The sequence below is a fragment of the Leclercia sp. LTM14 genome (assembly GCF_023736175.1).
Taxonomy (GTDB): Bacteria; Pseudomonadota; Gammaproteobacteria; order Enterobacterales; family Enterobacteriaceae; genus Enterobacter; species Enterobacter barmai.
In genome coordinates this window covers 1-26,055 of the sequence record NZ_JAIKTT010000003.1, presented here as the reverse complement: position 1 = coordinate 26,055, position 26,055 = coordinate 1, and the positions used below count along the sequence as shown (strand labels likewise).

Here is a 26,055-nt window from a genome sequence, read left to right as displayed (position 1 = left end):
TCTCTTCAAAATTATTGCACGGCAAGCAGGTTACTGGCGGAAGCCTGTTCCAGCTGTGGTACCAGATACCAGGTATCACCGTTCTTGCAGGTCACACCGCGCTGGGACTGGTTGTAGTTGCGGTTACGCAGCAGTTCAATGCATTCCAGCCCAAGGGCAGAGACATAGCGCTGGCCTAAAGTGTAGGTATTGCCATTGGCGCTGAGCGATGCGCCCTGCGGCAGCGTGTTCAGAGGTTGTTGCAGGTTGGCTGCCATAGCCTGGAGGTCGGTAGAAGCAGTCTGATTCACAAGCGGTCGGGATGCTTCAACCTGCTTCGGGGAATATGCGCAGCCACTCAGCATGAGGGCGAGCGAAATCACCAGAAGGCGAGTTGCATTCTTCATAAGATCAATATTTTCCAACAATTCTAAAACTGGAATGTGAAATAAAACTTTGATGATATTCGGCTGATTTTAATAGCAAATCAGCGGAGAAATCTTGCAGGCGCAGGAGATGCAAAAACGCAGGCGTAAGTAAGAGAATCCAAAAAAAGGGTAGGCTACCGCACGGAAAAGTCCCATTCCGGCTAAAAATTGTGCAGCTTTTATTGTAATGACGCAGGGGTACTATTCAGCCAACAACTAATTTGACTTTTATTATTCACTAAAATGTTTGCGTGACGGAGATTACATAATTAGGACGATTCTGTCATTTGAAATTCATTCAATTTGCGTATCGATCGCGGAAAAATAGCAAAAGCCTATTAACTCTGGTGGGGGCGAGAAAATTCTTATTGGGCTATGAGAATTAATGTCAGTGATTATTTCTAAGGTAAACTAAATCGTATGAAAAATAGCCAGCCGCGAAGGCGACTGGCTGGGGGAGGGAATTAAACGGTTAATTCTTGCTCAATTAACACCGGATGAAATCTGCGTTTAAAGTAAATCAGCCCGTGTCCGTCCTCACTTAAGTGGATATTTTTGATTGCCACCAGGTAGACCAGGTGGGTGCCGATGGTCTGTACCTGGCTAATCTCACCTTCCAGGCTCGCCAGCGCTCCGCTTAACACCGGCTGGGCCAGCGCCCCTTTTTGCCAGCAGGAGAGGGTGAACCGCTCCTCCATCGCCATGCCGGTCATTCCGGCAAAATGCCGCGCCATCAGCTCCTGTTCGTGGTTGAGCACGTTAATGCACAGCTTGCCGTTCCCCTGGAAAACCGGGTTCATGGCGCTGTTGGCATTCAGGCACACCATCACCGACGGTGGGGTATCCGTTACCGAGCAGACGGCGGTAGCGGTGATGCCGCAGCGTCCGGCTTCGCCGTCGGTGGTAATGACATTGACCGCCGCAGAGAGGCTGGCCATCGCGTCGCGAAAACGCAGGCGTTGTTCATCATGTTGCATGTTTACCTCCCGCTGCCTTATTTCAGCAGCTTGTCCAGCAGGTTGATATCGGTGTTGTTGTGCAGGTGCGGAACCGTCCAGCCGTTCTGGTCGTACTCAGACAGGCAGCGGTCGACCATCGCCATCATCTTGTCCATGTTGCCGGAGGTCTGCGCCTGGCGCAGGCACTGCAGGCGGATCTCATCCTGGCTACCGGAGTAGTTGATCTCGTACAGCTCGTGGCGACCGCCGAACTCGCTGCCGATGGCATCCCACATCAGTTTTAAGATCTTGATGCGCTCCACGTGGTCCATGCCATTAGAGCCGCGCACGTATTTCGCCAGGTATTTGTCGATCTGCGGATTGTTCAGATCCCGGGCGCTGGACGGCAGGTAGATCAGGCCGCTGGTGACGTTGCGCTCGATAATGTTTTTGATCTTCGCGTAGGCCATCGGGGCCATCACGCGGTAGGTTTGCAGCGCCGCGTGGTCCGGCAGGTAAGCACCGTTGACCCACGGGGTGGCTTCGGAACACATGGAGTCGCTCAGCGCCCAGAACATGTTGCGCCAGGCCACAACCTCGCCCAGATCGGCCTGCACGCCGCGGAATTCGGCGGTGCCGGTACACTCCAGCGACTTTTTCAGCAGCCCGGTGATGAAGTCGAGCTTCACCGCCAGGCGCACGCACGCCTGCAGGGGATACATGCGGGCGAAACCGCCCTCCATGGTCCAGCGACGGCAGCGGTCGAAGTCGCGGTAAATCAGCACGTTCTCCCAGGGGATGAGCACGTTATCCATCACCAGGATCGCATCGTTCTCGTCAAAGCGGCTGGTGAGCGGGTAGTCGTAAGGAGACCCGGTCGCGCCAGCCACCAGTTCGTAAGAGGCGCGGGAGATCAGCTTCACCCCTTCGGCATCCATCGGTGCGACAAACATCAGGGCGAAGTCGGGGTTATCGCCCATGACCTGCGCCGAGCCAAAGCCGATCATGTTGTAGTGGGTCAGCGCCGAGTTAGTGGCAACCACTTTTGCGCCGCTGACGATGATCCCCGCGTCGGTCTCTTTTTCCAGCTTGATGTAGACGTCTTTCACTTCGTCGGCCGGTTTATGGCGGTCGATCGGCGGGTTGACGATAGCGTGGTTAAAGTACAGGCCGGTTTCCTGAATGCGGGTGTACCAGTTCCGGGCATTCTGCTCGAACTGACCATAAAACGCCGGGTTAGCGCCCAGCGCGCAGCCGAAGGCGGCTTTGTAGTCCGGGGTGCGCCCCATCCAGCCGTAGCTCAGGCGGGACCACTCGGCGATGGCGTCGCGCTGCTGGCGCAGATCGCTGGCACTTTTCGCCACGCGGAAGAACTTATGGGTGTAACCGCCGCTGCCGGTATCGGTGTTCCAGCACAGCGTGTCCTGCATGTCAGGTTTGTGCAGCGCATCGTACAGCTGCGCGACCGAGGCCGCCGCATTGCGAAACGCCGGATGGGTGGTCACATCTTTCACACGCTCGCCGTAGATGTAGATCTCACGGCCATCCTGCAGGCTCTTCAGATACTCTTCGCCGGTTAACGGACGTTGGGTGCTCGCGCGGAAATCTTCAGGTTTCATAGGGACCTCGTATCGGAATATGGTTGTTAAATTTATGTGTTGTTTTTGTTGTTTAATTGAAGCGTGAGAGAGGCGGGCCGTGAAGGGACGAATGGGTCAACGACGGGTACTTTTCAGGCGGGTTTGAGAATTGTGATCGGGGTGGGGTTTGAGGGTGAATGGTGTTTTTCCCTCTCCTCTATGGGGAGAGGGTTAGGGTGAGGGGAACAGGCGGCTCAGGTGGTGGTTCCGTTCACTTCCAGAGCCGTGCTTCTCTGTTAATACGGAACCGGTGAACGTGCCAGGGCGGCTCAATCGCCACCGCCCTGGCGACCCGGGCTACCGGCAAGAAAATCGCCGCTTCGCGGTGCCTTCGTCTTATTCCTTCCGGCTTTCGGGTCGGGCACCAGCCTGCATCCATGCAGGCTATGCCCTCTCGGCGCGTCCATGCGCCTCGCCCCGGCCTGCAGGAAACGACTCAGCGATTTTCAGCCGGACCAGGGTGAGGCTTCAGGTTTGTTGCTTTCAGCTGCACTGAAATCGCTGAATTAACAGCTTTCAAGCTCCTGATTAGCTTGCTTCTGTAAGCATGCTTCGCAGGCGCTAAACCAGCTTCGTTATCTGTGTGATGTCGATTTAGCACCGCATCTCGTCGAGCAACTGGTGTACCTGGCCGTGCAGTGATCCTGTGCGGTCTGCCTGCCGGGTGGCGCTGCGCTTACCCGGCCTACGTGAGTGTGCGGGTTGTTCCCTCTCCCCAGTGGGGAGAGGGTTAGGGTGAGGGGAACAGGCGGCTCAGGTGGGGGTTCCGTTCACTTCCAGAGCCGTGCTTCTTTGTTAATACGGAACCGGTGAACGTGCCAGGGCGGCTCAATCGCCACCGCCCTGGCGACCTGGGCTACCGGCAAGAAAATCGCTGCTTCGCGGTGCCTTTCAGTTGCACTGAAATCGCTGAATGAACAGCTTTCAAACATTGATCCTGTGCGGCCTGCCTGCCGGGTGAAGCGTAGCGATCCCGGCCTACGTGAGTGTGCCGGTTTGTTCCCTCTCCCCTGTGGGGAGAGGGTTAGGGTGAGGGGATCAGGCCGCACTCTCTATAACCACCTGCTTCTGGAAGCATGCTTTGCAGGCGCTAAACCAGCTTCGTTATCTGTGTGATGTCGATTTACCACCGCATCTCGTTGAGTAGCTTATGCACCTGACCGTGCAGTGATCCTGTGCGGTTTGCCTGCCGGGTGGCGCTACGCTTACCCGGCCTACGATTCGTAGCCCCGGTAAGCGCAGCGCCACCGGGGAACAGGCCGCAGAGGAGTCAAGACACCGGCACCTTCTGCGCCCGATACATGCTTGGCGAGCACCCCACTAACCGGTTAAAAAACCGCGCGAAATAGGCCGGGTCTTTGAACCCCAGCTGCCAGGCGATCTCGTTCACCGCGCTGTCGGAAAAGACCAGCAGCCGTTTGGCTTCGCGCAACTGGCGGTCGAAGATGAGCCGTTTCGGCGGGCGGTTGGCAAAGCGGCGGCAGATGTCGGTCAGGCGCGATTCGGTGAGGTGCAGTTCGCTGGCGTAATCGGGCACCGTCCAGTGCTGGTGGAAGTGCCCGTCGACCATCTGGTTGAAACGCTGAAACAGCTTCAGTTCGCCGCGCATGCCGTTAGCCGCGTGGTCGTCGAGCTTCGCGTTGCGCAGCAGCAGGGTGAACACCGCCTGCGCCAGCAGCACCAGGGTGTGTTCCCGACCGGGCAGATCCCCGGTGGACTCCCGTTCAATCAGCCGCCAGTAGTGGCTGAGCGCCGCCAGCTCGTCCGGCTTATCGGCGAGTGACAGACACATACCCGGCAGCCCAAAGGTCTCCCGGGTGCCGGGGTAGAGCACTTCCAGCAGCGGCCAGATGAGATCTTCGTGTACCGTCAGCACGTGCCCGTCGCTGTCCGACTCGGTGAAAAACGCGTGCGGCACCGATGGCGGGGTCAGGACAAACAGCGGGGCCTGCACCGAGTAGCGGTGATCGTCCAGCTGGAGCTCGATCTGCCCGGTATCAAGAAAGTGCATCTGAAAATAGTGGTCGTGGCGATGGGCCTGCATATCGCGGCCAAAAAAGGCCGCCATGCGGGCAAAGGACTGGTAGTGCACATCGTCAGTACCCAGACTCTCGTCGTACTCTTTGCTGATGTCGATATTGGCAATCGGGCTCTGGCACATAGCTGCTCCTCAGTGGATCTTCTGCGTCGCCATGTCCGGCACGCTTTCCCGGCTCTCCTGCCGGGTCATCGGAATACGCGTCAGCACCAGCGCACCCACCACCAGCAGCCCGGCCACGAACCACAACCCGGAGCTGAAGCTGCCGGTGGCGTCGCGGAGAATGCCGATCAGCAGCGGGCTGACGGCGGAGCCGACGTTGCCGATGGCGTTGATCACCGCCAGCGCCACCGCCCGGGACTGCAGGCTAATAACCTGATCCGGGGTGGTCCAGAAGATCGCCATGGCGGTAAACGATCCGGTTGAGGCCATGATGATGCCAAGCAGCTGGATCAGGCTGTGATCCGTCGCCGATGCCAGCAGCCATCCCGCCGCCGCGAACAGGTACGGCAGGATGGTGTGCTTTTTTCGCTCTTTCAGCCTGTCGGAGCGGCGGCTCCACCAGATCATCCCGAGGATGGTGCAAAACTGCGGGATCGCCGCCAGCAGGCCAATCACGATATTGCTGCTGCCGGTGTTAAAGCTCTGCAGGATCTGCGGCGTCCAGATGTTGATGGCGCTCAGGGTGTTGGTCAGGCAGAAGTAGGCCAGGGTGTAGAGCAGCACCGCCGGGGTCAATACCTCGCGAAGCGTCGAGCGCGGGGTAGCGGCGTGGGCAACAGCGTTCTCCTGCTCCCGGGCGATCATCGTCTTCAGGGTCTGCTTCTCTTCATCGTCCAGCCAGGTCGCCTGATCCGGCGTGTCGTTCAGGAAGAACCAGGTCACCACGCCAAGCACCACGGACGGCAGCCCCTCCAGCAGGAACAGCCACTGCCAGCCCTTCAGGTTCCACAGGCCGTCCATCGCCAGAATGTAGCCCGAGAGGATCGAGCCCAGCATCATGGTCACCGGCATGGCGATCATAAACAGCGCGTTGGCGCGGGCGCGGTGATAGGCGGGGAACCACCAGGTGAGATAGACCAGGATCCCCGGCAGGAAACCGGCTTCGGCAATGCCCACCAGCATGCGCAGGACGTAGAGCGTTTGCGGGCTGGTGGCGAACATGGTGCAGGTGGAGGCGATGCCCCACACCACCATGATCCCGGCGATCCAGCGGCGGGCGCCGATCTTCGCCAGCATGATGTTGCTGGGGATCCCGCACAGTACGTAGGTAACGTAAAACAGGGTTGCGGCCAGGCCAAACATGGTGGAGGTGAGGCCCAGATCTTTGCCCATCGTCAGTCCGGCGAAGCCGATGTTGATGCGGTCGAGAAACGAAAAGACAAACAGGATAAAGAGAAACACGATCAAGCGACGAAACAGCTTGTTGATCACGCGATGTTCAACGGCTTTAGTGTCTTGAGTTTGTAGGGTCGTCATGGTGCGCTCCAGATCTTACGTTTAGTAGACGGATTTATTGTTATTAACTGACGTAACCGGGGTATCGATAAAGCGTGCTGCCAGGGCTTCGGCGCCGCGGGCGAGCAGGGTGGTGTCCACGCCGACGGCGACAAACAGCGCCCCGAGTTCAAGGTAGCGACGGGCCAGCTGTTCGTTGGCCATCAGGATGCCGGGCGCTTTACCTGCGCTTAGGATCTGCGCGATGGCCTGTTCAATGGCGGCCTGCACCTCCGGGTGCTGCGGATTACCGGCAAAGCCCATGTCGGCGCTGAGATCCGCCGGGCCGATAAAGACCCCGTCCACCCCTTCGACATCCAGGATCTGCGGCAGATTTTCCAGCGCTCTTAGGGTTTCAATTTGCACCAGCACGCACATGGCGTCGTTGGCCTGTTGCAGGTAATCCGGGACGCGGTTCCAGCGCGAGGCGCGGGCCAGGGCGCTGCCGACGCCGCGAATGCCCGCAGGCGGGTAGCGGGTTGAGCGCACCGCCAGCCGCGCTTCGTCGGCGTTTTGCACCATCGGCAGCAGCAGGGTTTGCGCCCCGACGTCCAGCAGCTGTTTGATCTGCACCGGATCGTTCCACGACGGGCGCACCACCGGCTGGCTGGGGTAGGGGGCGATAGCCTGCAGTTGGGTCAGAACGGTCTGCACGCTGTTGGGCGCGTGCTCGCCGTCGATCAGCAGCCAGTCGAAACCGGCTCCGGCCAGCAGTTCGGCGCTGTAGCTGCTGGTGAGCCCCAGCCATAAGCCGATCTGCGGTTTGCCCGCTTTCAGCGCGTTTTTGAAGGCGTTTTCCATGGTCGTCTCCTTAGACAAAGCGGCAGCTGATGGAGCCCATGTTGCCGTAATCGACATGGAAGGTGTCGCCCTTGCTCGCCGCCACCGGACGGGTAAAGGAGCCGCCGAGGATGATCTGGCCGGGTTCCAGCTGCACGTCGTAGGGTGCCAGCTTGTTCGCCAGCCACGCCACGCCGTTCGCCGGGTGGTTCAGCACGCCAGCGGCGACGCCGGTCTCCTCGATCACTCCGTTGCGGTAGAGCAGGGCGGAGATCCAGCGCAGATCCAGCTCGTCAGGGCGGATCGGGCGACCGCCCAGGATCACCCCGGCGTTGGCGGCGTTATCGGAGATGGTGTCGAACACCTTGCGCGGGCGCTGGGTTTCCGGGTCGATGTTGTGGCAGCGGGCGTCGATGAGCTCCAGGGCCGGGATCACGTAATCCGTGGCGTTGTAGACGTCGAACATCGTGCAGTTCGGGCCGCGCAGGGGTTTGGCCAGCACGAAGGCCAGCTCCACTTCAATGCGCGGGACGATAAAGCGGTCGGTGGGGATATCGCTGCCGTCATGGAAAAACATGTCGTCGAGCAGGGCGCCGTAGTCCGGCTCGCTGATCTGCGAGCTGGCCTGCATCGCTTTTGAGGTCAGGCCGATTTTGTGGCCCTTGAGCACGCGGCCTTCGGCGATCTTCAGGCTCACCCATTCGCGCTGGACGGCGTAGGCGTCCTCAATGGTGATGGACGGGTAATCCAGCGAGATGGCGCGGATCTGCTCCCGGGTCTGTTCCGCCTGATGCAGGCGATGGGCAATCAGGGTATGGGTGTGTTTATCGAGCATGGCGGTATCCTGTGACGGTATTATCCCCTCTCCCCTGTGGGGAGAGGGTCAGGGTGAGGGGCAAGCAGACGGCTACTTAAACAAGGCGTGCACGTTGTTCTGCTTGAAGTTCAGCGTCGGGTGCAGCTCTTCGATCTCAAACGACAGCGCCAGATAGCGCGCCGCCATCAGTCCGGCGAAATGGTCTTTAATCAACCCAAACAGCATCTCGCCCACCTGCTGACGGCTCTCCAGGCTGCGGCCGGTGCCGATTTTCAGCGTCATATGCACAAACGCGTAATCATGCTTACCGTCGGCCATCTGCCAGGTATCCACCCAGTGCGCGCGGCTGCGGATGCCGCCGAGGGGGAAGATCCCGGTGGCGGCCAGCGCCTCGTTAACCTGAGCAAACAGGCCCGGCAGGTCCGCCTGGTCGCGGATGTTCTCGGTACATTCGACAATAAAGTGCGGCATGGGGCGTCCTTATGCGGGCAGAGGGAAAACGGCGTTAACCTGGCCGGTGCCGGAGCTCGGGAACAGCTCGGTGAGAAACTCCACCTTGCCGTCGTAGTTGTCCCAGCCGAGCATGCCCAGCAGCATCACCGTGTCGTGCATATTGCCCTCGCCGTAGCAGTAGTCGGCGTACTCCGGCAGCATGCTGCAAAACTCTTTGAACTGGCCTTCGCGCCACAGCTTCACCACGCGCTCGTCCATCTGCCGGTCAAACTCGCGGGTGTAGCTGTTCATCCCCTCTTCGGCGCGCTGGTCGTCAATGAAGCGGTGCGACAGCGAGCCGCTGGCGAGCACCGCCACGGTGCCGTCATATTTTTCGATGGCGCTGATGATGGCCTCCCCCAGCCTGCGGCTGTCGGCAAAGTCATGCACGGTGCAGAAGGCGGAGATCGACACCACTTTGAAGTGCTTATCCGCGTTCATGTAGCGCATCGGTACCAGGGTGCCGTACTCCAGCTTCAGGCTCGGGATGTTATGCGCTTTGGCGCGCACGCCCTTTGCCACCGCTTCGTCGGCGATCAGCTGGCCCAGCGCCGGGTTGCCGTCGTAGTCGTAGGTCATGTCGCGGATAAAGTGCGGCAGCTCGTTGCTGGTGTAGACGCCTTTAAAATGATCCGCACAGTTGATGTGATAGGCGCTGTTCACCAGCCAGTGGGTATCGAACACAATGATGGTATCAACACCCATCTCGCGACAGCGCCTGCCGATCTCTTTATGTCCGTCGATGGCCCCCTGACGGCAGCCAAAGTTTTTGCCCGGGATCTCAGAGAGATACATCGACGGAACGTGCGTGATTTTTGCTGCTAACGCTAACTTGCCCATTTCACACCCCCCATTTTGGGATCGGATGGTCGCCCATCGAGATACAGACGTTTTTCATCTCGGCGAACACTTCAAAACTGTACTCACCGCCTTCGCGGCCGGTACCGGAGGCCTTCACGCCGCCAAACGGCTGACGCAGATCGCGCACGTTCTGGGTATTCACAAACACCATGCCCGCTTCGATGTTGCGCGCCAGGCGCAGCACTTTGCTGATGTCCTGAGTCCAGATGTACGACGCCAGGCCGTATTCCACGTCGTTAGCCAGACGCAGCCCTTCGGCTTCATCCTTAAACGGCAGCAGGCAGGCCACCGGCCCGAAGATCTCTTCCTGGGCGACGCGCATGCGGTTGTCGACATCCGCCAGCACCGTCGGGCGCAGGAAGTGGCCGTTTTTCAGGTGCGCAGGCAGATCGGATGGTTTGTCCGGGCCGCCCGCCAGCAGGGTGGCGCCCTCTTCAATGCCGAGACGGATATAGCCGGAGACTTTCTCCCAGTGCTGTTGGCTGATAAGCGCCCCGACCTGGGTGTTCGGATCGGTCGGATCGCCCACCCGCAGGCGGTTGGCGCGTTCGGCAAAGCGCTTGACGAATTCCGGGTAGATGCTCTGCTGAATAAAGATGCGCGAGCCCGCGGTGCAGCGTTCGCCGTTGATGGAGAAGATGGTGAACAGGGCGGCGTCCAGGGCGCGTTCGATGTCGGCATCTTCAAACACCAGCACCGGCGATTTACCGCCCAGCTCCATCGAGTATTTTTTCAGTCCGGCGCTCTGCATGATGCGGCGTCCGGTGGCGGTGCCGCCGGTGAACGACACGGCGCGCACGTCATGATGACGCACCAGTGCGTCGCCCGCCGTCGCGCCATAGCCCTGCACCACGTTCAGTACGCCCGCCGGAATACCGGCTTCCAGCGCCAGCTCCCCCAGACGGTCGGCGGTCAGCGGCGAGAGTTCCGACATCTTCAGTACCGCGGTGTTGCCCAGCGCCAGGCAGGGCGCAACCTTCCAGGTGGCGGTCATAAAGGGCACGTTCCACGGCGAGACCAGGGCGCAAACCCCCACCGGCTGCACCAGGGTATAGTTCAGCATCTTGTCATCGACCGGGTAGGTCTTGCCGTTCATCTGCTGGCACACTTCAGCGAAGAACTCGAAGTTGTGCGAGGCGCGCGGGATCAGCACGTTTTTGGTCTGGTGGATCGGCAGGCCGGTGTCGGCGGTCTCCATGGCGGCGATCTCCGGCACGTTCTGGTCGATCAGATCGCCCAGACGGCGCATCAGGCGCGCGCGCTCCTTCATCGGCAGGTTGGCCCATTTCGGGAACGCCGCTTTCGCCGCCTCTACCGCCTGGTTTATCTCGGCTTCGCCGCCGGAGGCCACTTCCGCCAGCACCTCGCCGGTGGCCGGGTTGGTGGTGTGGAAGTAGTCGTTACCCGCTACGTTTTTACCGTTGATCCAGTGGTTAATCTTCTTCATTACCGTGTCTCCTCGCTGACAATCCGGTTGACCAGACGGCCAACGCCTTCCACTTCCACTACCACTTCATCCCCCGGGCGTACGTCGGCCAGCCCTTTCGGCGTGCCGGTGGCGATCATGTCCCCCGGCTGCAGGGTCATAAATTCACTCAGGTACGCGATCAGGAACGGGACGCTGAAGATCAGATCCCGGGTGCTGCCCTGCTGGCGCAGTTCGCCGTTGACCCAGGTGCGCAGGGTGAGGTTGTGCGGGTCGGCAATCGCCGATTTATCCACGATATCCGGGCCGATGGGCGTCAGGCCGTCGCGGCTTTTTACCCGCAGGTTGGGGCGGTAGTAATTCTCCAGATAGTCGCGGATCGCATAGTCGTTACAGACCGTGTAGCCCGCCACATAGTCCATGGCGTCGGCCTCAGAGACGTTGCGGGCGGTTTTGCCGATCACCACCACCAGCTCGGCTTCGTAGTGCATGTACTCGACGTTGTCCGGGCGCACCGAGGTCTGGTTATGTTCGTTAAAGGTGTTTGGCGCTTTGATAAAAACCAGCGGCTCGGTGGGCGGCTTAAAGTCCAGCTCGCTGGCGTGATCGGCGTAGTTCAGCCCCAGAGCAAACAGGGTGCCGCTGGTGGAGAGCGGCCAGGCAAAGGTGCGGTTTTCCGGCAGCTCGCGGGCGTTGATCACGCTGTTTTCCAGGGTCGGCAGGCCTGCGGCCAGCACGCGTACGCTGTCGCCCGGGTTCAGGGCCACGCGGGACTGCGGGGTGCCCAGCAGAATGGCGTCGCCCGGGTTCAGGGTGGCGAAGGCGCTCAGCTCGCTCAGCAGGGTGGCCGCGTTGCGCTGCAGATCGGCGGTGTTCCAGCGATCCACTTCCCGGCCGTTGATCTCGGTAGTGATGGTCAGGTTATCGACGCTGTTTATCGCCGCCATCTCGCCCAGCGGGCAAAAACCGTCCCGGCATTTGGCTTTGATCGCCGGGCGGTAGAAGCTCTCTTCCGGCAGGCTCACTTCGTTTGCGAGGGCGTAACCGGCGATGTACTCCGCCGCCTCTTCCGGGCGGATTTTTGTCGCGGTTTTGCCCACAATCAGCGCCACCGTGGCGCCGCTCAGCACCTGTTCCCCTTCCGGATGCGGGATGGCATCGCCGGAGCGGATCAGGGTGTTGCGCGGTTTGATAAACCAGACGGCGGTTTTCGGCGGCGTGTTGTAAGGGGGCTGGTTAAATGCGTCGCGCCAGGCGTCGAGCTGGCTGCGGTGATTGAGTGCCACCGCGAAAACAGTACCTTTCATTCCTTTCTCCTCTGGCCCGCTTACCGGGTTTTGAGTTCATTAATATGTTAATGAATAGGTTTTAGACCTCCGGTGTGCGTTTGGCAAACAGAAGTAAATGATTTGTGATAGTGATAACAATAAATTTACATGTATATATAATTAGTATTATATATCAGTAAGTTAATTTTTTAATGTGATATCTGTTAGACTTTTCAGTCGCGCCGCTGGCGTGCAGATGCAGCATTATGCATTGATTGTTTCGTTATTAATGATGTTGAGGTGGGAGCGCCATGCACGATTCGTTAACTATCGCACTACTCCAGGCGCGGGAAACCGCGATGACCTTTTTTCGCCCGATTATCAAGCAGCAGAATCTGACGGAGCAGCAGTGGCGGATCGTGCGCGTGCTGGCGGAACATCCGTCGATGGATTTTCACGACCTGGCGTTTCGCACCTGCATTCTGCGCCCGAGCCTGACCGGCATTCTCACGCGGATGGAGCGTGACGGACTGGTGCTGCGCTTAAAGCCGCTCAACGACCAGCGCAAGCTGTACGTGTCGCTCACCAGCGAGGGTAACGCGCTGTATGAACGCGCCCAGGCGCAGGTGGAAGAGGCCTATCAGCGGATTGAGGCGCAATACACGCCGGAGAAAATGCAGCAGCTGACGGCGCTGCTGCAGGAGTTTATTGCCCTGGGTGACGGAACGGGGACGACAGAAGAAGAGGAGTAGATCGCTGCGGTCATCAACACAATTTCCGTAAAGTTTTCCTGTTTCAGGCCGAAAATTCTGTACCAGTCTGGTGGGAAAGAGAAATCATGTTAAAACGTATCAAAATTGTTACCAGCTTATTGCTGGTCTTAGTTATTTTTGGCCTTTTACAGCTCACATCCGGTGGTCTTTTCTTTAATGCCCTGAAGCATGACAAAGAAAACTTCACCGTCCTGCAAACCATTCGTCAGCAACAGTCCACGCTTAACGGCAGCTGGGTAGCGTTGCTGCAAACCCGTAACACCCTGAACCGCGCGGGCATCCGCTACATGATGGATCAGAACAACATCGGTAGCGGCGCGACCGTAAACGATCTGATGCAGATTGCGGCGGCTTCCCTGAAGCAGGCGGAAAAGAACTGGGCGGATTACGAAGCTCTGCCGCGCGACCCGCGCCAGAGTGAAGGCGCCGCGCTGGAAATCAAACGCAACTACGATATCTATCACGGTGCGCTGGCCGAACTGATCCAGCTCCTGGGTGCGGGCAAGATCAACGAGTTCTTCGATCAGCCGACCCAGAGCTACCAGGACGGCTTTGAGAAGCAGTACGTGAACTATCTGCAGCAGAACGATCATCTGTATCAGACCGCCGTGGATGACAGCAACAGCTCCTACAGCCAGGCTATCTGGATCCTGTTAAGCGTGCTGATCCTGGTGCTGGTGGTGATCGTCGGCGTCTGGCTGGGTATCCGTCACTCGCTGATCTCTCCGCTGAACCGCCTGACCGACAGCATTCGCCACATCGCCAGCGGCGACCTGGTGAAACGCATCGAAGTTGACGGCTCTAACGAGATGGGCCAGCTGGCCGATACGCTGCGTCATATGCAGGCTGAACTGATGCGTACCGTGGGCGACGTACGTAATGGCGCGAACGCCATCTACAGCGGCGCAAGCGAAATCTCCATGGGTAACAACGATCTCTCCTCCCGTACCGAGCAGCAGGCGGCCTCGTTGGAAGAAACCGCTGCGAGCATGGAAGAGCTGACCGCCACCGTGAAGCAGAACGCCGAAAACGCCCGTCAGGCGAGCCATCTGGCGCTGAGCGCGTCCGAGACCGCGCAGAAGGGCGGTAAAGTGGTGGATAACGTGGTGCAAACCATGCGTGACATCGCCGGCAGTTCGCAGAAGATTGCCGACATCATCAGCGTGATCGACGGTATTGCCTTCCAGACCAACATTCTGGCATTGAACGCGGCGGTAGAAGCAGCGCGTGCCGGTGAGCAGGGTCGTGGTTTTGCGGTGGTGGCGGGTGAAGTACGTAACCTGGCCCAGCGTAGCGCCCAGGCGGCACGCGAAATTAAGAGCCTGATCGAAGACTCTGTAGGTCGCGTTGAGCTGGGTTCCACGCTGGTAGAAAGCGCCGGTGAGACCATGGGTGAAATCGTCAGCGCGGTGACCCGCGTGACCGACATCATGGGCGAGATCGCCTCTGCCTCTGACGAGCAGAGCCGCGGTATCGACCAGGTGGGTCTGGCGGTTGCCGAGATGGATCGCGTCACGCAGCAGAACGCCTCGCTGGTGCAGGAATCTGCAGCGGCAGCGGCGGCACTGGAAGAGCAGGCGAGCCGCCTGACTCAGGCGGTGGCGGTGTTCCGTATTCAGCAGGAGCAGCAGAAAGCCCGTGCCAACGCAGCGGTGAAAACCGTGGTGTCGCCGGTCACGACGCGTAAAGCGGCCGTTACCGACAGCGGTGATAACTGGGAAACCTTCTGATGTAAAAAGCGCCCTGTTCAGGCAGGGCGCTTTTGTGCCCGGCGGCGCTTCGCTTGCACGGGCCTACGGTTTTGTAGGCCGGGTAAGCGCAGCGCCACCCGGCACCCACACCGCAATTACCCTTCGGCGTTAACCACTTTGATCTCCACCATGCCAATCCCCAGCTGACGCGGAGAGTGGCCGAGAATATTCCCTTCGTTGGTGGACTCCGGTGCAGGCGGCACAATCACCAGCGTGCTGCTGCGCGACGGGTTGTCGAAATGCAGCGTGGTGGTGGTGACGTCATGACCCAGCGTCAGGGTCTGTTCTTTATCGCCAATGCGCACCGGGATCGGCTTGTTGACGTTCGGCCCCCAGGCTTTGGCGGTGATCACCAGATCGAATTTCGCCGGCAGCGGCTGGTTGTATTCGATCTTCACCTCATTGCCCAACTGGGCGTTGGACCAGCGGCCCCAGGTTTCCGGACGTGAAATCCCGCTGAACTGCTTCACCTCTTCTGGCGCGCCGGCCACGTTAAAGACAAAGCTGTCGGCCTTGTAGCGGATGTCGTTGTCGGACACTTTCAACAACTCGACGTTACGCTGATAGCGATCGGTGCTGATCACCGTATCCTTAAACGCCGTCTTGCCTTTCCACTGCGCTTTATCGACGTGCTGCACTGTCTGCTCACCGCCCAGCTGGCCCTGAGAAACGCACCAGTCGGTGGAAAGCGCCAGCGGCTGCGACCACAGCTGGCCCATCTTGTAGCAGCGATCGACCCAGACGAAGTTGTCCCGCGGGGCAAAGTCCGCCAGCTGATAGCGCAGCGGAGCGGAGTACTCGCTTTCCGGCAGCGGTTCGACCCGCTTATCGGAGACGCGCAGCAGCAGCGGCAGACGGAAATGGCTGCCGGAGAAGGCCATCATGTTTTTCTGGCTGTCGATGGTGAAGTCTTTCAGCTCTTTCGGGAAGTTCCACAGACGGATCACGTCCGGTTTCCACGCCAGCACCTTTTCCTTCATGTTAAGGAACACTTCGGAGAGCGACTGCCCGGAGAGGCTGCTGCGACCCAGGCCGATAAAGTTATCCCCGCCGAGGATATCCAGCACCGTGGCACCGTTATCCATGGTGTTGCGCTTCACCGCCATCACCTCCTGCTGGGGCTTATCGCCACGCAGAATAAAGAACAGGTTGCTGCGATCGAGCTTGTTCAGCGCATCCCAGGCGGTGTTTTTCATCGCCAGATGGTCGGAAGAGACCACAATCACCGTATTTTTAAAGTAAGGCGAGGCTTTGATTTTTTCGATCAGCGCCGCGATATGCTCCTGGCTGCAACCCACCGCGCTGAACGACTGATTCGGTTTGCCGTCAATCGCGTAGCTCTTGCGCTGACAGGTGCGGGAGATAAAACCGTCCGGATGGTGGGTATCCACCGTCAGGGCAAACAGCGAGAAACGTTTGCCGGACTTCGACAACTCCTCGAATTTTTTCCATGTTTCATCCAGCACCGTATCGTCGTAGAAGCCCCAGTCGTTGCGGTACGTCGGATCCGCGACGGTGGTTTTCAGCTCTTCTGCGCCATACAGATGGTCAAAGCCGTGGGACTGCAGGAACACGTCTTTCCCGGCGAAACGCAGGTTGGCGCCCTGCATGAAATAGTTCTGATAACCGGAGTTTTTCAGGATATCGCCGAGGCAGATATTCTGCGGGAAGAAGCTGGACACCGACGCGGATGCGTTGCCTTCAAACGGGGCGAACAGCGGAATACCGCACTGGGAGGCGACCATCCCGGCGATGGTGTAGTCGGTGCCGGGCAGCTGCGCGGTATGGCTGAAATCGATCCCTTCGTTCTTGATAGCACCCAGCTCCGGGGCGAGATCCGGGAAGGCGTCGTTATCAAAATAGGTCCGCTCCAGGCTTTCGCCGTAGATATAGACCAGATTGAGCTTCGGATTGGGAATGGTTTTACCCGGCTCTTTGTAATACGCGGCAAAGTCGGGATCGCCATCGCGGGACTGCGATTTCACCAGCTCGGTGATCTGGTGAAACGCCGGGCTGGCGTCCACCGAGGCGAGGGCCAGCACCAGCGCCAGAAGGCTGTAGCCGAGATGGTGCGGATGATGGCGACGGCGGCGCAGGATCCAGCCCAGCAGGCCGAACACCGTCACCAGCGCTACCACGATGCCAACACCAGGAAGTATGTACTTACTAACCCCTGCGCCGGTCAGGCTGTTGGTCAGGGTGTAGAGAACGGCATCGTTAATGCCGTCGCCGGTAAAGTAGTCACTGGCGTAGAGGGTAATGTTTAAAACGACAAAAAGCCCCAGCACCATAAGGGTGACGGCAAACCACCAGGTGTTACGACCCGCTTTGCGGGAATAGATAACGACCGAGGCGAGAAACAGGGCAACAGAAATAAACTCTGACAACAGCTTATCCTCAACAAAGGCATCCGCATATTAGCGGATTAACTGTTTAATTTTTGGGTGATCCAATGTAATGGCGATGCCATCAAGCTGCAATTGTAGTGTCACGTAATTGTGCTGTTGTTAGGATTTGGTTTAGAAAATCGAATGTTTGACCGGCGTCGCTTTCTGCGGGGGATGGGGGTAAACGCCGCGGTAAGGGACGCGGCGTTTCGGGGATCAGGAGATAAAGCTCATGCCCTGTTTCAGGACAAAATCACAGGCCTGGGCTTTGACCTTTTTCGCCAGCGGTGAGTTGCCGATGGTTTCCAGATTCAGCTGCTCGCCGTTATTGGCATTCAGCAGACCCTGGATGCCCTCCAGATAGTTGGTGTCCTGCTGCTGCTCTTGCGGGGTATCGATACCCAGTTTCCCCAGCACCTGGTTTTTAATATTGGTGGCATCGGTCATCGAGGCCAGCTTCTCTTTGGCGCAGTACTCGAGGATCCCGGCGGCGTTATTCATGTTGCTGGCGGAGAGCGACTCGGTGCCGCTGCCCAGCAGACCGGTCAATGCGGAAGCGGAGAGGCCGCCGCTCTGGGAAGAGGTGCTGCCCGCGCTAAGCTGGCTGGCGGCGCTGTTAAGCGTGTCCTGCCAGGAGGAGGCTGCCTGTGCTGCACCCGTCATCAGAAGGGCGCTGACTGCGGCGCTGAGAAGAAAATGTGTTTTCATAAAGCATGCTCTGTCGATTGCCCGTCGGGCGGAATGGCAGCCAGTATAAACCTCATGCTTGTGCGCTTCGCGGTAAACAATCCTAATACTCTTTACCGGTAACGCGGCTGCGATAGCTTTCCCAGTCAAAAATCACATACAGGCTGTTGCCGAGCTTCATGCGATCCATCACCCGCTCGCCCAGCAGACGCGTCATTTCATCAACGTTATGGTTGGTGAGCATACCGGTCGGGCGCTTGGAAGAGGAGCGGCGATCGACGATCTGGTTGATGATCACTTTTTCATAGCGCGATTCGGTCTGCACGCCGATCTCGTCAATCACCAGCAGGTCGACGTTGCTGAGATCGTTAAGCAGCTGCTCCTCGCTGGTCTCCCGGTTGCTGAAGGTATCCTTCATGGCTGACATGATGTCGGCCACGGTGATAATCAGCACCGATTTACCGCGCAGCAGCAGCTCGTTGCAGATGGCCGCCGCGAGATGGTTTTTGCCGGTGCCCGGCTTGCCGCTGAAGATAAAGCTGGCGATGTTGCCGTCGAACTCTTCAACGTACTGGCGCGCCTGCTGCAGGGCTTTCAACTGCCCCTGACTCTCCACTTTGTAGTTATCGAAGGAGCAGTTCTGATGCAGGGGACGAATGCCAGAGCGGTTAAAGGTGCGCTGCATTTTCATGGCGCGGTTTTCCCGTGCCAGCGCCGCCGCGCGGATTTCTCCCTGCTCTTTTTGCCACGCCAGCAGCTCTTCGCCGGTGGTAAAGGCCGGTTTGACGTTGGCCGGCATCATCTTTTGCAGACGCTTCATCAGTTCGCCGAACTCTTTCATTTGGCACCTCGGAATCCGTGGGGGATCTGTTTATCCGGTTCAGAAAAGGTATTTACATCGCGTTTGGCCTGACCGCCGTTGCTGGCCCGGTTGATCTGCACGCTGCGCGCCAGCTTTTGCTGCCACTGGATATGATGAAACACTTTCCCTTCCGCCTGCCAGTAGGCGGTGAAGGCGGCCAGCTCTTCCGGGGCAACAGGCTGGGTGAGGGCGATGCCCCACAGCGCCGCCTGGCGTTGAAAGTCCGGGTCAGGTTGCCAGCCCTGATACATGGCGAATTTCCCCATCGGCACCGCAACCGGCGCGCTGGTGGGTTCGTCGAAGAATTGGGTATCCAGAGTGACATCGCTGGTCGGGCGCGACAGGCGCGCTTCCGTTTCCAGCAGCTCGGCCAGACGCTGCGGCGTGATCGCATAAAACGCCGGTGCGTTATCGGCAAATACGGCGACGGTACCGCCTTGCGCATTCGCCAGCACGCCGCGGGGATCGTGCATAAAGGCATCAATGCCAGTGACGCTGGTGGTCAGGATTCTGGAGGACATAGCACTTCTCTACTGAATTACTGCGGACGAGATATGGGCTTATGGTAGCACAGAGAGGAGGGGGCAGGCAGGGGTCTGAGACCCGCTCCCTGACCCCCTGAAAAGTCAGGAGATAATATTCAGCGTCACATCAATATTGTTGCGGGTGGCGTTAGAATACGGGCAGACAATGTGTGCCGCATCGACCAGTTTTTTCGCCTCGGCGGCGTCCATCCCCGGCAGGTGGATATTCAGTTTTGCTTCGATGCCAAACCCGGTTGGCAGCGGCCCAATTCCCACTTCGCCCTCAATAAAGGCATCCTGCGGCATGGTGATTTTGTCGCGCCCGGCCACGAACTTCATCGCGCCGAGAAAACAGGCTGAATAGCCCGCCGCAAACAGCTGTTCCGGGTTGGTGACTTCACCGCCCGCGCCGCCCATCTCTTTGGGCACGCCCAGCTTCACATCGAGCACGCCATCGGACGAGGTGGCGCGACCATCACGGCCACCGGTGGCTTTGGCTTTGGCGGTATAGACAACTTTATCTAAAGACATGGTTGGTTCCTTATCTCAGGGTTGTGTGAGCTAAGGACAGGTATAACGCAAGGCAACCTGAACCGCCATTTTTCGGTAGTGTTGCCGCTGGGCCTGTTCATCGGCCCCGTCTTCAAACAGCAGGGTAAAGGTGTAGCTGTTAGCCACATAGTGAAAGCTGAAGCTGCTGATCAGGCGGTGCAGATCCCGTGCGTTCACCGTCTCATTAAACAGCTGCTTCTCTTTGCCGCGGTTCAGGATGATTTCCAGCAGATCCAGCGCGCTGCGGTTGACCTGGCGCAATAAGGCTGACTGCTGCATATAGCGGCCGCGCTGCATGTTCTCCATGCAGATGATACGAATGTAGTCGGGGTGATCGGCGTGATAGTCAAAGGTGGTTTCCACCAGCTGCACCAGCGCTTCTACCGGCGGTATCGCCTCCAGGCTGAGCTGCTTTTCACTGGCGCGGATCTGGGTGTAGACATACTCCAGTACCAGCAGGTAGAGGTTCTCTTTGGTCTTAAAGTGATACACCACCATTCGCTTGGTGGTGCCCGCTTTCTCGGCAATCTGCTCCATGCGCGCGCCGTTAAGCCCGTACTCGGCAAACAGCGAGAGGGCGCTGAGGAAGATTTTATCTTTCAGGCGGGATCCGTCGCTGTTTTCTGCGTTTTCGCTGCCAGGGTTAGCCACATCCGCTCCTTACTTAGCCATATGAGAACAGAGGATTATCGCCACGGCTGCGGGAGAACACAACTCTCAGACCCGGGGGCGCTTGCGGTAGAGCCAGAGTCCGGGTATCGACAGCCCGATTGAGAGGGCGCCGACAATCGACGAGGCCTTCAGGAAATTGGTCAGCAGCATGATCATCTGCGCTTCGCTGTAGCCAAAATGGCTAATCTTCACCGCCGAAATCATCGCGGTATAGGCTGAGATCCCCGGAAACATCGGGATCACCGCGGCGACGGTAAAGACTTTCGGGTGCGCCAGATACCAGCGCGACCACTGGATCCCGATGCTGCCGACCAGCATTGAGGCCATAAAGGTCGACCATTCGATATTCATTCCAGCGGTCATCATCGCCATGCGCGAGCCGTGGCCGATAGCCCCCAGCAGCGCGCACCACGGCAGGGCGCGACGGGGAACGTTAAACACCATGGCAAACCCCACCGCCGGAATGGCCGCCAGGATCATGTCCTGGGCCAGCGCCCAGAGAAAATCGATTACGCCCATCCGCGAAGCCCCCATAAGGTCATGGCCATCACCACCCCGATACAGGTGGCGAGGGTCAGTAAGCTGGCAATCGCCCAGCGTGCCAGGCCGGTATTAATGTGCCCTTTAAACATATCCGCCACGGCATTGATCAGCGGAAAGCCCGGCACCAGCAGCAGCACGCTGGCGGCCATGGCGATGGTGGGTGTCGTGGCGAAACCCGGCAGTCGCAGCAGTAGCCCGGAGACGGTGGTGGCGACGAACGCGGTGATGCAGAAATTAATTTGCGGGTGCAGATGCCGGCCTGTCAGCACCTGTCGTACGTACATGGCGAGGGTACTGGCGATAAAGGTGATCAGGGCGCCGTCCCAGCCGCCGTTATTGAGCTTGCAGAAACAGGCGCAGGAGAGGCCCACCATCAGCACCACCAGCCAGCGTGGATAGCGCAACGGCCTGATCTGGCTAAAGCGTTTTTCGACGTCCTGCATATCCAGCAGCTTGTGTTCCGCCATGATCACGATGTGTTGCACCTCGGTGACGACGTGCATGTTGATCCCGCGATCGTGGTTTTTTCGCGTTGAGGTCAGGCACTGGCCCCCTTTGATGGTGGTCAGCACAATGGCGTTGGAGGAGATGGAGCTTTCTACGCTGTCCATGCCCAGCGCCAGCCCCAGGCGGGTGGAGAGCTCTTCCACCAGGGCGCTTTCGGCTCCGTGTTGTAATAAAAAAAGGCCGCACTGAATACACAGTCGCGTGGCGGCGCGTTGTGGGGACTGATCTGCCTGCATCTGTTGCCCTGAGGGAGAGTTGGTGTTGAATGGCCGGAATGTCTACTTTTAGCACACAACCCTGTGGCGCTTGCGCTGGGCCAGATCAAGGTTTAAGCAGATTGGTGCTGTCACCAGGTGTTATTTTCAGATGATTAATTATTAATTTCTATGTTTTTTATATTTTTACATTTATTAAATTTATATTTAGAGTATCTAATTTACTCTTTCTGAAAATATCACGGGGCAAGGGTTAACATTTAGTCATTATTTTGCGATATTAACGCCGTTTTGGCGGTGTATACATTTGTGATGCTGGTTCTTATCGCACTCTCATTTTGCTCAGCTAACGAAAAAGGAAAAACATTACATTTTTACGTCGCCATTTTAAATGATCAGGTATTTCAACTGGATGAAAGACACGGAATGGCCGTATGAATGGATTCGGAACACAAGTACCGACAATAGCTTGTAAAAGCGTAATAATAATTGGTAAATCACCCATAATGCAAACCGGTATCGGGAGCATTATGTCACGCTATTTCCCAGACTACGAACGTTCATACTGCCGCTCCCATGAAGAACTCACGCTTCTTCAACTGCGTCGCGCCATTGTGATCATCGTTGATATTTCAGGTGAACAGCATAATCCGCGTAATATTTGCAATCAGTATTACGCATTACAAAATCAGTATAGAGATATTCACTGGATATTTTTGGTTTCTCGCGCATTTTATCCTCTTGCCGTTGAACTTCTGATGCGACCAGAAAGTACGTTACTGTCTGACGCAGAACCTGTCGAAGGCCTGGTTAAGGCAGTTCGTTCCGGCAGTGAACATGCCGAACGTATTAGTCAGACGTTATTAAGACCCGATCCGGAAGAGTTTTATGACAATCAGGACGATGTCATGTTGACGTTCTCGGAGCGTAAAGTATTACGCTTGCTTGGGAAAGGATGGGGAATTAATCAAATCGCCGCATTGCTCAAAAAGAGTAATAAAACGGTAAGCGCGCAAAAAAATAGCGCAATGAGAAGACTCGCCTTAACGAGTAACGCCGAAATGTATGCGTGGATTAACAGCACTAAGGGAATGAAAGAGCTGAGTTTATTCTCTGCCTATGGAGAGCAAGACGAATGGAAAAGAGCGCTACAAAAAGACATATCGCTATCGTCGAAAAGTGCATGATGAGTGCTATGGGGCTGAAGCATCTTTTTGCCAGTCCGGCATTCAAAGGTTATGAAGTCCATCTGTTTAGTAATATTGCCAGTTTTCAGTCCTCACTTAATTTTGTTCCGTACGCGTCTTTGATTTATTCGCTCTCTGATGAGCGTGAAGAGCGGCGTAACTGTCTGGTATGTATTAAGGAAATTTCAGCCACTCACGGTGCTATCCAGCGAATTGTGCTGGCATCGGATGCGTCAGAAGCAAGCCTGATTAATCAGCTTTCGCCGTCACGTCTGCACGGGGTCCTTCTGAAATCCGCGCCGCTGGCCGACCTGCAGGAGCAACTGAGCAAATTATTGAGCGAGAACCGACGGGTAAATGACTGCCACAACAACCACTGGAATATTCACCGTGGGCGTTTGCTGAGCCCGACTGAACGCGCCATTTTGCAGTTCATGTCGTGCGGCTTTTCCATCCCGGAAATCGCCATCCGACTGGATCGCAACATCAAAACCATTCGTGCGCATAAGTTTAATGCCATGCTTAAGCTTGGTGTTCGTTCTGACGTGGGGTTACTGCACGCGGCAGATATCCTGACGCATTTCCCTGTACCGGATCACCGCGCGCCGCGCTTTATTGTTCCGCATTTTTCATAATCGGCATATAAGACTGCGCCAGAATAATGTCTGGCGCGGGTCTTACAGACAAACGTCCACCCATGTAGCCTGAGTGAGCTCCGCCATTCTTTCCGGAGAAATGCGCACCGCGCTGTGGATCGCCCCGGCGGCAGGCAGAACTTCCGCATACTCCCTGAGCGAAATATCACAGTAAACCGCCAGCGGCGTTTCCAGTCCAAACGGGCAGACGCCACCAACGGGATGTCCCGTTATTGTCACCACTTCATCGCTGCTAAGCATCCGGGCTTTTGCGCCAAACGTCTGCTTCAGCTTTTTGTTATCAAGGCGCGCATCGCCTTTGGCGACCACGAGGATCACCTCGTCTTTAATTTTCAGCGACAGCGTTTTCGCTATCTGTCCCGGCGCAACGTTGTGCGCTTCGGCCGCCAGCGCAACGGTGGCGGTACTCTGACCCAGCTCGATGACTTCAACATCCGGGGCGTGATCAGCAAAAAACTGGCGCACAGACTGCAAACTCATTGTTTCCTCCAGAAAAATACTCTGCGTAATCTGTCATAAGAAATTATGCTCTGTAAATATTTCCTAAGTCACCCACTTCTGATATCAGCGATTTCTGGATCCTCTTCACAATCACGGAAACCGGTTACAGTAACCGGTTGCAGACCATGATGCGGAGATTAATACTGATTACGTCATTTCCCCTGTATCCAATAATAAGAGTCGATTATGAAACCTATCCGTTTGAGCAGTACCGCTGGTATGCGAACCAGCAAGGTGGTGAAAGTGGTATATGGAACAACGTGCGGCGTAACAGCGCCCGAACCGATCGTCTGACAGGAGAGCCGTTATGTCTGCCAACCATGCTGCGTTTAACCTGATATTCCGCTTTGTCGAAAACTATGTCAGCCCCATTGCCGGACGCATCTCTTCCCAGCGTCACGTGATGGCGATCCGCGACGGCTTTATCTCCGCCATGCCGTTTATGATTGTCGGCTCGTTCTTATTGGTGTTTGCCTACCCGCCGTTTTCACCGGACACCACCCTGGGCTTCGCCCGCGCCTGGCTGGATATGGCAAAACAGTTCGAAGGCCAGATCCTCACCCCCTTCGATATGACGATGGGCGTGATGTCCCTCTATATTTGTGCCGCTATCGCTTACAACCTCGGCAAGCATTACGTTAAGTCGCATCAGCTCGATCCCTTCATGTGCGCCATGCTGTCGCTGATGGCCTTCCTGCTGATTGCCGCGCCAAAAACCAAAGGTGCGTTGCCGGTGGATAGCCTCGGCGGCACGGGGATCTTCACCGCCATTCTGGTGGCGATCTACTGTGTTGAGATGATGCGTTTTCTGAAGGCTCACAACATCGGTATTCGCCTGCCCGATCAGGTGCCGCCGATGATCAAAAACTCCTTCGACCTGCTGATCCCGGTGCTGGTGGTGGTGTTAACCCTCTATCCGCTGAGCCTGCTTATTCAGTCACAGTTTGGCATGCTGATCCCGCAGGCGATCATGGCCATCTTTAAACCGCTGGTGGCAGCGGCGGACTCGCTACCGGCGATACTGCTGGCGGTGCTGATTGGGCACCTGCTGTGGTTTGCGGGCATTCACGGGGCGGCGATTGTCTCCGGGATGCTGCAGATGTTCTGGCTCACCAACCTGGGGATGAACCAGACCGCGCTGGCACAAAGCACGCCGCTGCCGCACATCTTTATGGAGGCGTTCTGGACCTTCTTCATTGTGATTGGTGGCTCCGGGGCTACGATGGGGCTGGTGTTCTGCTATCTGCGTAGTCGCTCCGCGCATCTGCGCTCCATTGGGCGTCTGAGCGTGGTACCGAGCATTTTCAACATCAACGAACCGGTGATCTTCGGTACGCCAATCGTCATGAACCCGGTGTTCTTTATCCCGTTCCTGCTGGCGCCAATGGTTAACGCCGTGCTGGCGTGGGCGGCGATGAAGCTGGATCTGATTGGCCGTGTGATTTCCGTTGTTCCCTGGACCGCGCCTGCGCCTGTAGGAGCCGCATGGGCGCTGGGCTGGGACTTCCGCGCGGCGATCCTCGTGGTGCTGCTCGCGGTGGTCTCCGCCATCATCTATTACCCGTTCTTTAAGGTGTACGAGAAACAGCTCCTGGCGCAGGAGGCCGAAGAGGCCCAGCGCACAGAAGAGGAAAGTCAGCAGGTGGCATAGGTAAACGCAAAACGGCAACTCACAGGTTGCCGTTTTTGGTGTTTGTACTCTCTCCCGGTGGGAGAGGGAGCACCTGTAATTTCGTATGCTTATCGCGATAAAATAATTTCAGGATAATAAAGAACCTACAGCGACTCCCTCGTCCGGCTGAAAATCGACGAAGCGTTTCCTGTAGGCCGGGGCGAGGCGCAGGGATGCGCCGAGAGGGGGCGACCTACATGGATGTAGGATTGCCCCCGACCCTAAGCCTGCGGGAATAAGCTGAGTGCACCGCGTAGCGGCGATTTTCTTTGCCGGGAGCCGGGGTAGCCAGGGGGGAGGCGGTGCACTGAACCCCAGATCCTGGACACCAGATTCCGGAATCTGGAGGTCCAGAACGATGAAACATCCTTTTCATATCAGACTTGCGGCTGTACAGCATTA

26 protein-coding genes are annotated in these 26,055 nt (G+C 57.5%); 5 read left to right on the top strand and 21 right to left on the bottom strand.

What is annotated here, in order from left to right:
* Positions 1 to 11: 11 nt before the first annotated feature.
* The 12 genes from K5I40_RS09030 to hpaG all read right to left on the bottom strand — a co-directional run bounded on the left by K5I40_RS09030 (position 12) and on the right by hpaG (position 12,203).
* On the bottom strand, positions 12 to 290 hold the full coding sequence (locus tag K5I40_RS09030) for a hypothetical protein (protein WP_251929681.1): 279 nt from the start codon (positions 288 to 290) through the stop codon (positions 12 to 14).
* 581 nt (positions 291 to 871) lie between these two features.
* Positions 872 to 1,384 carry a 4-hydroxyphenylacetate 3-monooxygenase reductase subunit gene (locus K5I40_RS09025; protein WP_039030503.1) on the bottom strand — a complete coding sequence of 171 codons (513 nt, stop codon included), beginning with the start codon at positions 1,382 to 1,384 and terminating at the stop codon, positions 872 to 874.
* A 17-nt stretch (positions 1,385 to 1,401) separates the two neighbouring features.
* The gene (hpaB, locus tag K5I40_RS09020; RefSeq protein ID WP_039030502.1) at positions 1,402 to 2,964 is read right to left on the bottom strand and encodes a 4-hydroxyphenylacetate 3-monooxygenase, oxygenase component; all 1,563 of its coding nucleotides are present in this window, start codon (positions 2,962 to 2,964) and stop codon (positions 1,402 to 1,404) included.
* 290 nt (positions 2,965 to 3,254) lie between these two features.
* Entirely contained in the window at positions 3,255 to 3,392 is a 138-nt protein-coding gene (locus K5I40_RS09015) for a hypothetical protein (protein WP_223074368.1), read from the bottom strand.
* Between the two features lie 863 nt (positions 3,393 to 4,255).
* Positions 4,256 to 5,146: a 4-hydroxyphenylacetate catabolism regulatory protein HpaA gene (gene hpaA / locus K5I40_RS09010; RefSeq protein ID WP_223074367.1), complete on the bottom strand. Its 891-nt coding sequence runs from the start codon at positions 5,144 to 5,146 to the stop codon at positions 4,256 to 4,258.
* 9 nt (positions 5,147 to 5,155) lie between these two features.
* On the bottom strand, positions 5,156 to 6,502 hold the full coding sequence (gene hpaX / locus K5I40_RS09005) for a 4-hydroxyphenylacetate permease (protein ID WP_223074366.1): 1,347 nt from the start codon (positions 6,500 to 6,502) through the stop codon (positions 5,156 to 5,158).
* 21 nt (positions 6,503 to 6,523) lie between these two features.
* The gene (gene hpaI, locus K5I40_RS09000; RefSeq protein ID WP_223074365.1) at positions 6,524 to 7,321 is read right to left on the bottom strand and encodes a 4-hydroxy-2-oxoheptanedioate aldolase; all 798 of its coding nucleotides are present in this window, start codon (positions 7,319 to 7,321) and stop codon (positions 6,524 to 6,526) included.
* Positions 7,322 to 7,331: 10 nt separating this feature from the next.
* On the bottom strand, positions 7,332 to 8,135 hold the full coding sequence (hpaH, locus tag K5I40_RS08995; RefSeq protein ID WP_039030498.1) for a 2-oxo-hept-4-ene-1,7-dioate hydratase: 804 nt from the start codon (positions 8,133 to 8,135) through the stop codon (positions 7,332 to 7,334).
* Positions 8,136 to 8,207: 72 nt separating this feature from the next.
* Positions 8,208 to 8,588 (bottom strand): 5-carboxymethyl-2-hydroxymuconate Delta-isomerase, encoded by a 381-nt coding sequence (locus K5I40_RS08990; RefSeq protein ID WP_139564237.1) that lies wholly within the window; start codon positions 8,586 to 8,588, stop codon positions 8,208 to 8,210.
* Between the two features lie 9 nt (positions 8,589 to 8,597).
* Complete coding sequence (gene hpaD, locus K5I40_RS08985; RefSeq protein WP_138370365.1) at positions 8,598 to 9,449, bottom strand: 3,4-dihydroxyphenylacetate 2,3-dioxygenase; 852 nt, start codon at positions 9,447 to 9,449, stop codon at positions 8,598 to 8,600.
* A gap of 1 nt (position 9,450) precedes the next feature.
* Positions 9,451 to 10,917 (bottom strand): 5-carboxymethyl-2-hydroxymuconate semialdehyde dehydrogenase, encoded by a 1,467-nt coding sequence (gene hpaE / locus K5I40_RS08980; protein WP_039030495.1) that lies wholly within the window; start codon positions 10,915 to 10,917, stop codon positions 9,451 to 9,453.
* Positions 10,917 to 12,203, bottom strand: a complete 1,287-nt coding sequence (gene hpaG / locus K5I40_RS08975) for a 4-hydroxyphenylacetate degradation bifunctional isomerase/decarboxylase (protein ID WP_223074364.1) — start codon at positions 12,201 to 12,203, stop codon at positions 10,917 to 10,919. Before hpaG ends, hpaE begins: the two co-directional genes overlap by 1 nt.
* 272 nt (positions 12,204 to 12,475) lie before the next feature.
* Here hpaG and hpaR point away from each other — a divergent pair, with 272 nt between their 5' ends.
* The gene (gene hpaR, locus K5I40_RS08970; protein WP_223074363.1) at positions 12,476 to 12,916 is read left to right on the top strand and encodes a homoprotocatechuate degradation operon regulator HpaR; all 441 of its coding nucleotides are present in this window, start codon (positions 12,476 to 12,478) and stop codon (positions 12,914 to 12,916) included.
* A gap of 86 nt (positions 12,917 to 13,002) precedes the next feature.
* Complete coding sequence (gene tsr, locus K5I40_RS08965; protein WP_039030492.1) at positions 13,003 to 14,667, top strand: methyl-accepting chemotaxis protein; 1,665 nt, start codon at positions 13,003 to 13,005, stop codon at positions 14,665 to 14,667.
* A gap of 116 nt (positions 14,668 to 14,783) precedes the next feature.
* On the opposite strand, the gene opgB is transcribed toward tsr, so the two are convergent.
* The 8 genes from opgB to K5I40_RS08925 all read right to left on the bottom strand — a co-directional run bounded on the left by opgB (position 14,784) and on the right by K5I40_RS08925 (position 21,658).
* On the bottom strand, positions 14,784 to 17,075 hold the full coding sequence (gene opgB, locus K5I40_RS08960; RefSeq protein WP_223074362.1) for a phosphatidylglycerol--membrane-oligosaccharide glycerophosphotransferase: 2,292 nt from the start codon (positions 17,073 to 17,075) through the stop codon (positions 14,784 to 14,786).
* A 216-nt stretch (positions 17,076 to 17,291) separates the two neighbouring features.
* A complete protein-coding gene (locus K5I40_RS08955; RefSeq protein ID WP_223074361.1) occupies positions 17,292 to 17,783 on the bottom strand; it encodes a DUF2501 domain-containing protein in 492 nt (163 codons plus the stop codon).
* An 82-nt stretch (positions 17,784 to 17,865) separates the two neighbouring features.
* A complete protein-coding gene (gene dnaC / locus K5I40_RS08950) occupies positions 17,866 to 18,603 on the bottom strand; it encodes a DNA replication protein DnaC (protein WP_039030489.1) in 738 nt (245 codons plus the stop codon).
* The gene (gene dnaT, locus K5I40_RS08945) at positions 18,600 to 19,145 is read right to left on the bottom strand and encodes a primosomal protein DnaT (protein ID WP_039030488.1); all 546 of its coding nucleotides are present in this window, start codon (positions 19,143 to 19,145) and stop codon (positions 18,600 to 18,602) included. Before dnaT ends, dnaC begins: the two co-directional genes overlap by 4 nt.
* Positions 19,146 to 19,250: 105 nt before the next feature.
* The gene (locus tag K5I40_RS08940; protein ID WP_223074360.1) at positions 19,251 to 19,679 is read right to left on the bottom strand and encodes an organic hydroperoxide resistance protein; all 429 of its coding nucleotides are present in this window, start codon (positions 19,677 to 19,679) and stop codon (positions 19,251 to 19,253) included.
* 30 nt (positions 19,680 to 19,709) lie between these two features.
* Positions 19,710 to 20,351: a TetR family transcriptional regulator gene (locus K5I40_RS08935; RefSeq protein WP_223074359.1), complete on the bottom strand. Its 642-nt coding sequence runs from the start codon at positions 20,349 to 20,351 to the stop codon at positions 19,710 to 19,712.
* A gap of 66 nt (positions 20,352 to 20,417) precedes the next feature.
* Positions 20,418 to 20,891, bottom strand: coding sequence for a threonine/serine exporter (locus tag K5I40_RS08930; RefSeq protein ID WP_039030485.1), 474 nt, complete (start codon positions 20,889 to 20,891; stop codon positions 20,418 to 20,420).
* On the bottom strand, positions 20,882 to 21,658 hold the full coding sequence (locus tag K5I40_RS08925; protein ID WP_223074358.1) for a threonine/serine exporter ThrE family protein: 777 nt from the start codon (positions 21,656 to 21,658) through the stop codon (positions 20,882 to 20,884). The genes K5I40_RS08930 and K5I40_RS08925 overlap by 10 nt, the downstream gene beginning before the upstream one ends.
* A gap of 509 nt (positions 21,659 to 22,167) precedes the next feature.
* Here K5I40_RS08925 and K5I40_RS08920 point away from each other — a divergent pair.
* The gene (locus K5I40_RS08920) at positions 22,168 to 22,824 is read left to right on the top strand and encodes a response regulator transcription factor (protein WP_251929683.1); all 657 of its coding nucleotides are present in this window, start codon (positions 22,168 to 22,170) and stop codon (positions 22,822 to 22,824) included.
* A complete protein-coding gene (bglJ, locus tag K5I40_RS08915; RefSeq protein ID WP_039030483.1) occupies positions 22,824 to 23,459 on the top strand; it encodes a DNA-binding transcriptional activator BglJ in 636 nt (211 codons plus the stop codon). The genes K5I40_RS08920 and bglJ overlap by 1 nt, the downstream gene beginning before the upstream one ends.
* Positions 23,460 to 23,501: 42 nt before the next feature.
* On the opposite strand, the gene K5I40_RS08910 is transcribed toward bglJ, so the two are convergent.
* Entirely contained in the window at positions 23,502 to 23,960 is a 459-nt protein-coding gene (locus K5I40_RS08910; RefSeq protein ID WP_039030482.1) for a YbaK/EbsC family protein, read from the bottom strand.
* A gap of 328 nt (positions 23,961 to 24,288) precedes the next feature.
* Here K5I40_RS08910 and K5I40_RS08905 point away from each other — a divergent pair, with 328 nt between their 5' ends.
* A complete protein-coding gene (locus K5I40_RS08905; protein ID WP_039030481.1) occupies positions 24,289 to 25,632 on the top strand; it encodes a PTS sugar transporter subunit IIC in 1,344 nt (447 codons plus the stop codon).
* Positions 25,633 to 26,055: the final 423 nt, after the last annotated feature.

Excerpts from the sequence above, each read along its gene's own strand:
- K5I40_RS08930 (WP_039030485.1), bottom strand. The coding sequence starts at position 20,891 with ATGGGCGTAATCGATTTTCTCTGGGCGCTGGCCCAGGACATGATCCTG.
- K5I40_RS09025 (WP_039030503.1), bottom strand. The coding sequence starts at position 1,384 with ATGCAACATGATGAACAACGCCTGCGTTTTCGCGACGCGATGGCCAGC.
- dnaC (WP_039030489.1), bottom strand. The coding sequence starts at position 18,603 with ATGAAAGAGTTCGGCGAACTGATGAAGCGTCTGCAAAAGATGATGCCG.
- hpaX (WP_223074366.1), bottom strand. The coding sequence starts at position 6,502 with ATGACGACCCTACAAACTCAAGACACTAAAGCCGTTGAACATCGCGTG.
- hpaD (WP_138370365.1), bottom strand. The coding sequence starts at position 9,449 with ATGGGCAAGTTAGCGTTAGCAGCAAAAATCACGCACGTTCCGTCGATG.
- hpaG (WP_223074364.1), bottom strand. The coding sequence starts at position 12,203 with ATGAAAGGTACTGTTTTCGCGGTGGCACTCAATCACCGCAGCCAGCTC.
- hpaR (WP_223074363.1), top strand. The coding sequence starts at position 12,476 with ATGCACGATTCGTTAACTATCGCACTACTCCAGGCGCGGGAAACCGCG.
- K5I40_RS08955 (WP_223074361.1), bottom strand. The coding sequence starts at position 17,783 with ATGAAAACACATTTTCTTCTCAGCGCCGCAGTCAGCGCCCTTCTGATG.
- hpaB (WP_039030502.1), bottom strand. The coding sequence starts at position 2,964 with ATGAAACCTGAAGATTTCCGCGCGAGCACCCAACGTCCGTTAACCGGC.
- K5I40_RS08910 (WP_039030482.1), bottom strand. The coding sequence starts at position 23,960 with ATGAGTTTGCAGTCTGTGCGCCAGTTTTTTGCTGATCACGCCCCGGAT.
- hpaA (WP_223074367.1), bottom strand. The coding sequence starts at position 5,146 with ATGTGCCAGAGCCCGATTGCCAATATCGACATCAGCAAAGAGTACGAC.
- hpaE (WP_039030495.1), bottom strand. The coding sequence starts at position 10,917 with ATGAAGAAGATTAACCACTGGATCAACGGTAAAAACGTAGCGGGTAAC.
- K5I40_RS08925 (WP_223074358.1), bottom strand. The coding sequence starts at position 21,658 with ATGCAGGCAGATCAGTCCCCACAACGCGCCGCCACGCGACTGTGTATT.
- tsr (WP_039030492.1), top strand. The coding sequence starts at position 13,003 with ATGTTAAAACGTATCAAAATTGTTACCAGCTTATTGCTGGTCTTAGTT.
- hpaH (WP_039030498.1), bottom strand. The coding sequence starts at position 8,135 with ATGCTCGATAAACACACCCATACCCTGATTGCCCATCGCCTGCATCAG.
- dnaT (WP_039030488.1), bottom strand. The coding sequence starts at position 19,145 with ATGTCCTCCAGAATCCTGACCACCAGCGTCACTGGCATTGATGCCTTT.
- hpaI (WP_223074365.1), bottom strand. The coding sequence starts at position 7,321 with ATGGAAAACGCCTTCAAAAACGCGCTGAAAGCGGGCAAACCGCAGATC.
- bglJ (WP_039030483.1), top strand. The coding sequence starts at position 22,824 with ATGAGTGCTATGGGGCTGAAGCATCTTTTTGCCAGTCCGGCATTCAAA.
- K5I40_RS08990 (WP_139564237.1), bottom strand. The coding sequence starts at position 8,588 with ATGCCGCACTTTATTGTCGAATGTACCGAGAACATCCGCGACCAGGCG.
- K5I40_RS08940 (WP_223074360.1), bottom strand. The coding sequence starts at position 19,679 with ATGTCTTTAGATAAAGTTGTCTATACCGCCAAAGCCAAAGCCACCGGT.
- K5I40_RS08905 (WP_039030481.1), top strand. The coding sequence starts at position 24,289 with ATGTCTGCCAACCATGCTGCGTTTAACCTGATATTCCGCTTTGTCGAA.
- K5I40_RS08920 (WP_251929683.1), top strand. The coding sequence starts at position 22,168 with ATGTCACGCTATTTCCCAGACTACGAACGTTCATACTGCCGCTCCCAT.
- K5I40_RS09015 (WP_223074368.1), bottom strand. The coding sequence starts at position 3,392 with ATGGACGCGCCGAGAGGGCATAGCCTGCATGGATGCAGGCTGGTGCCC.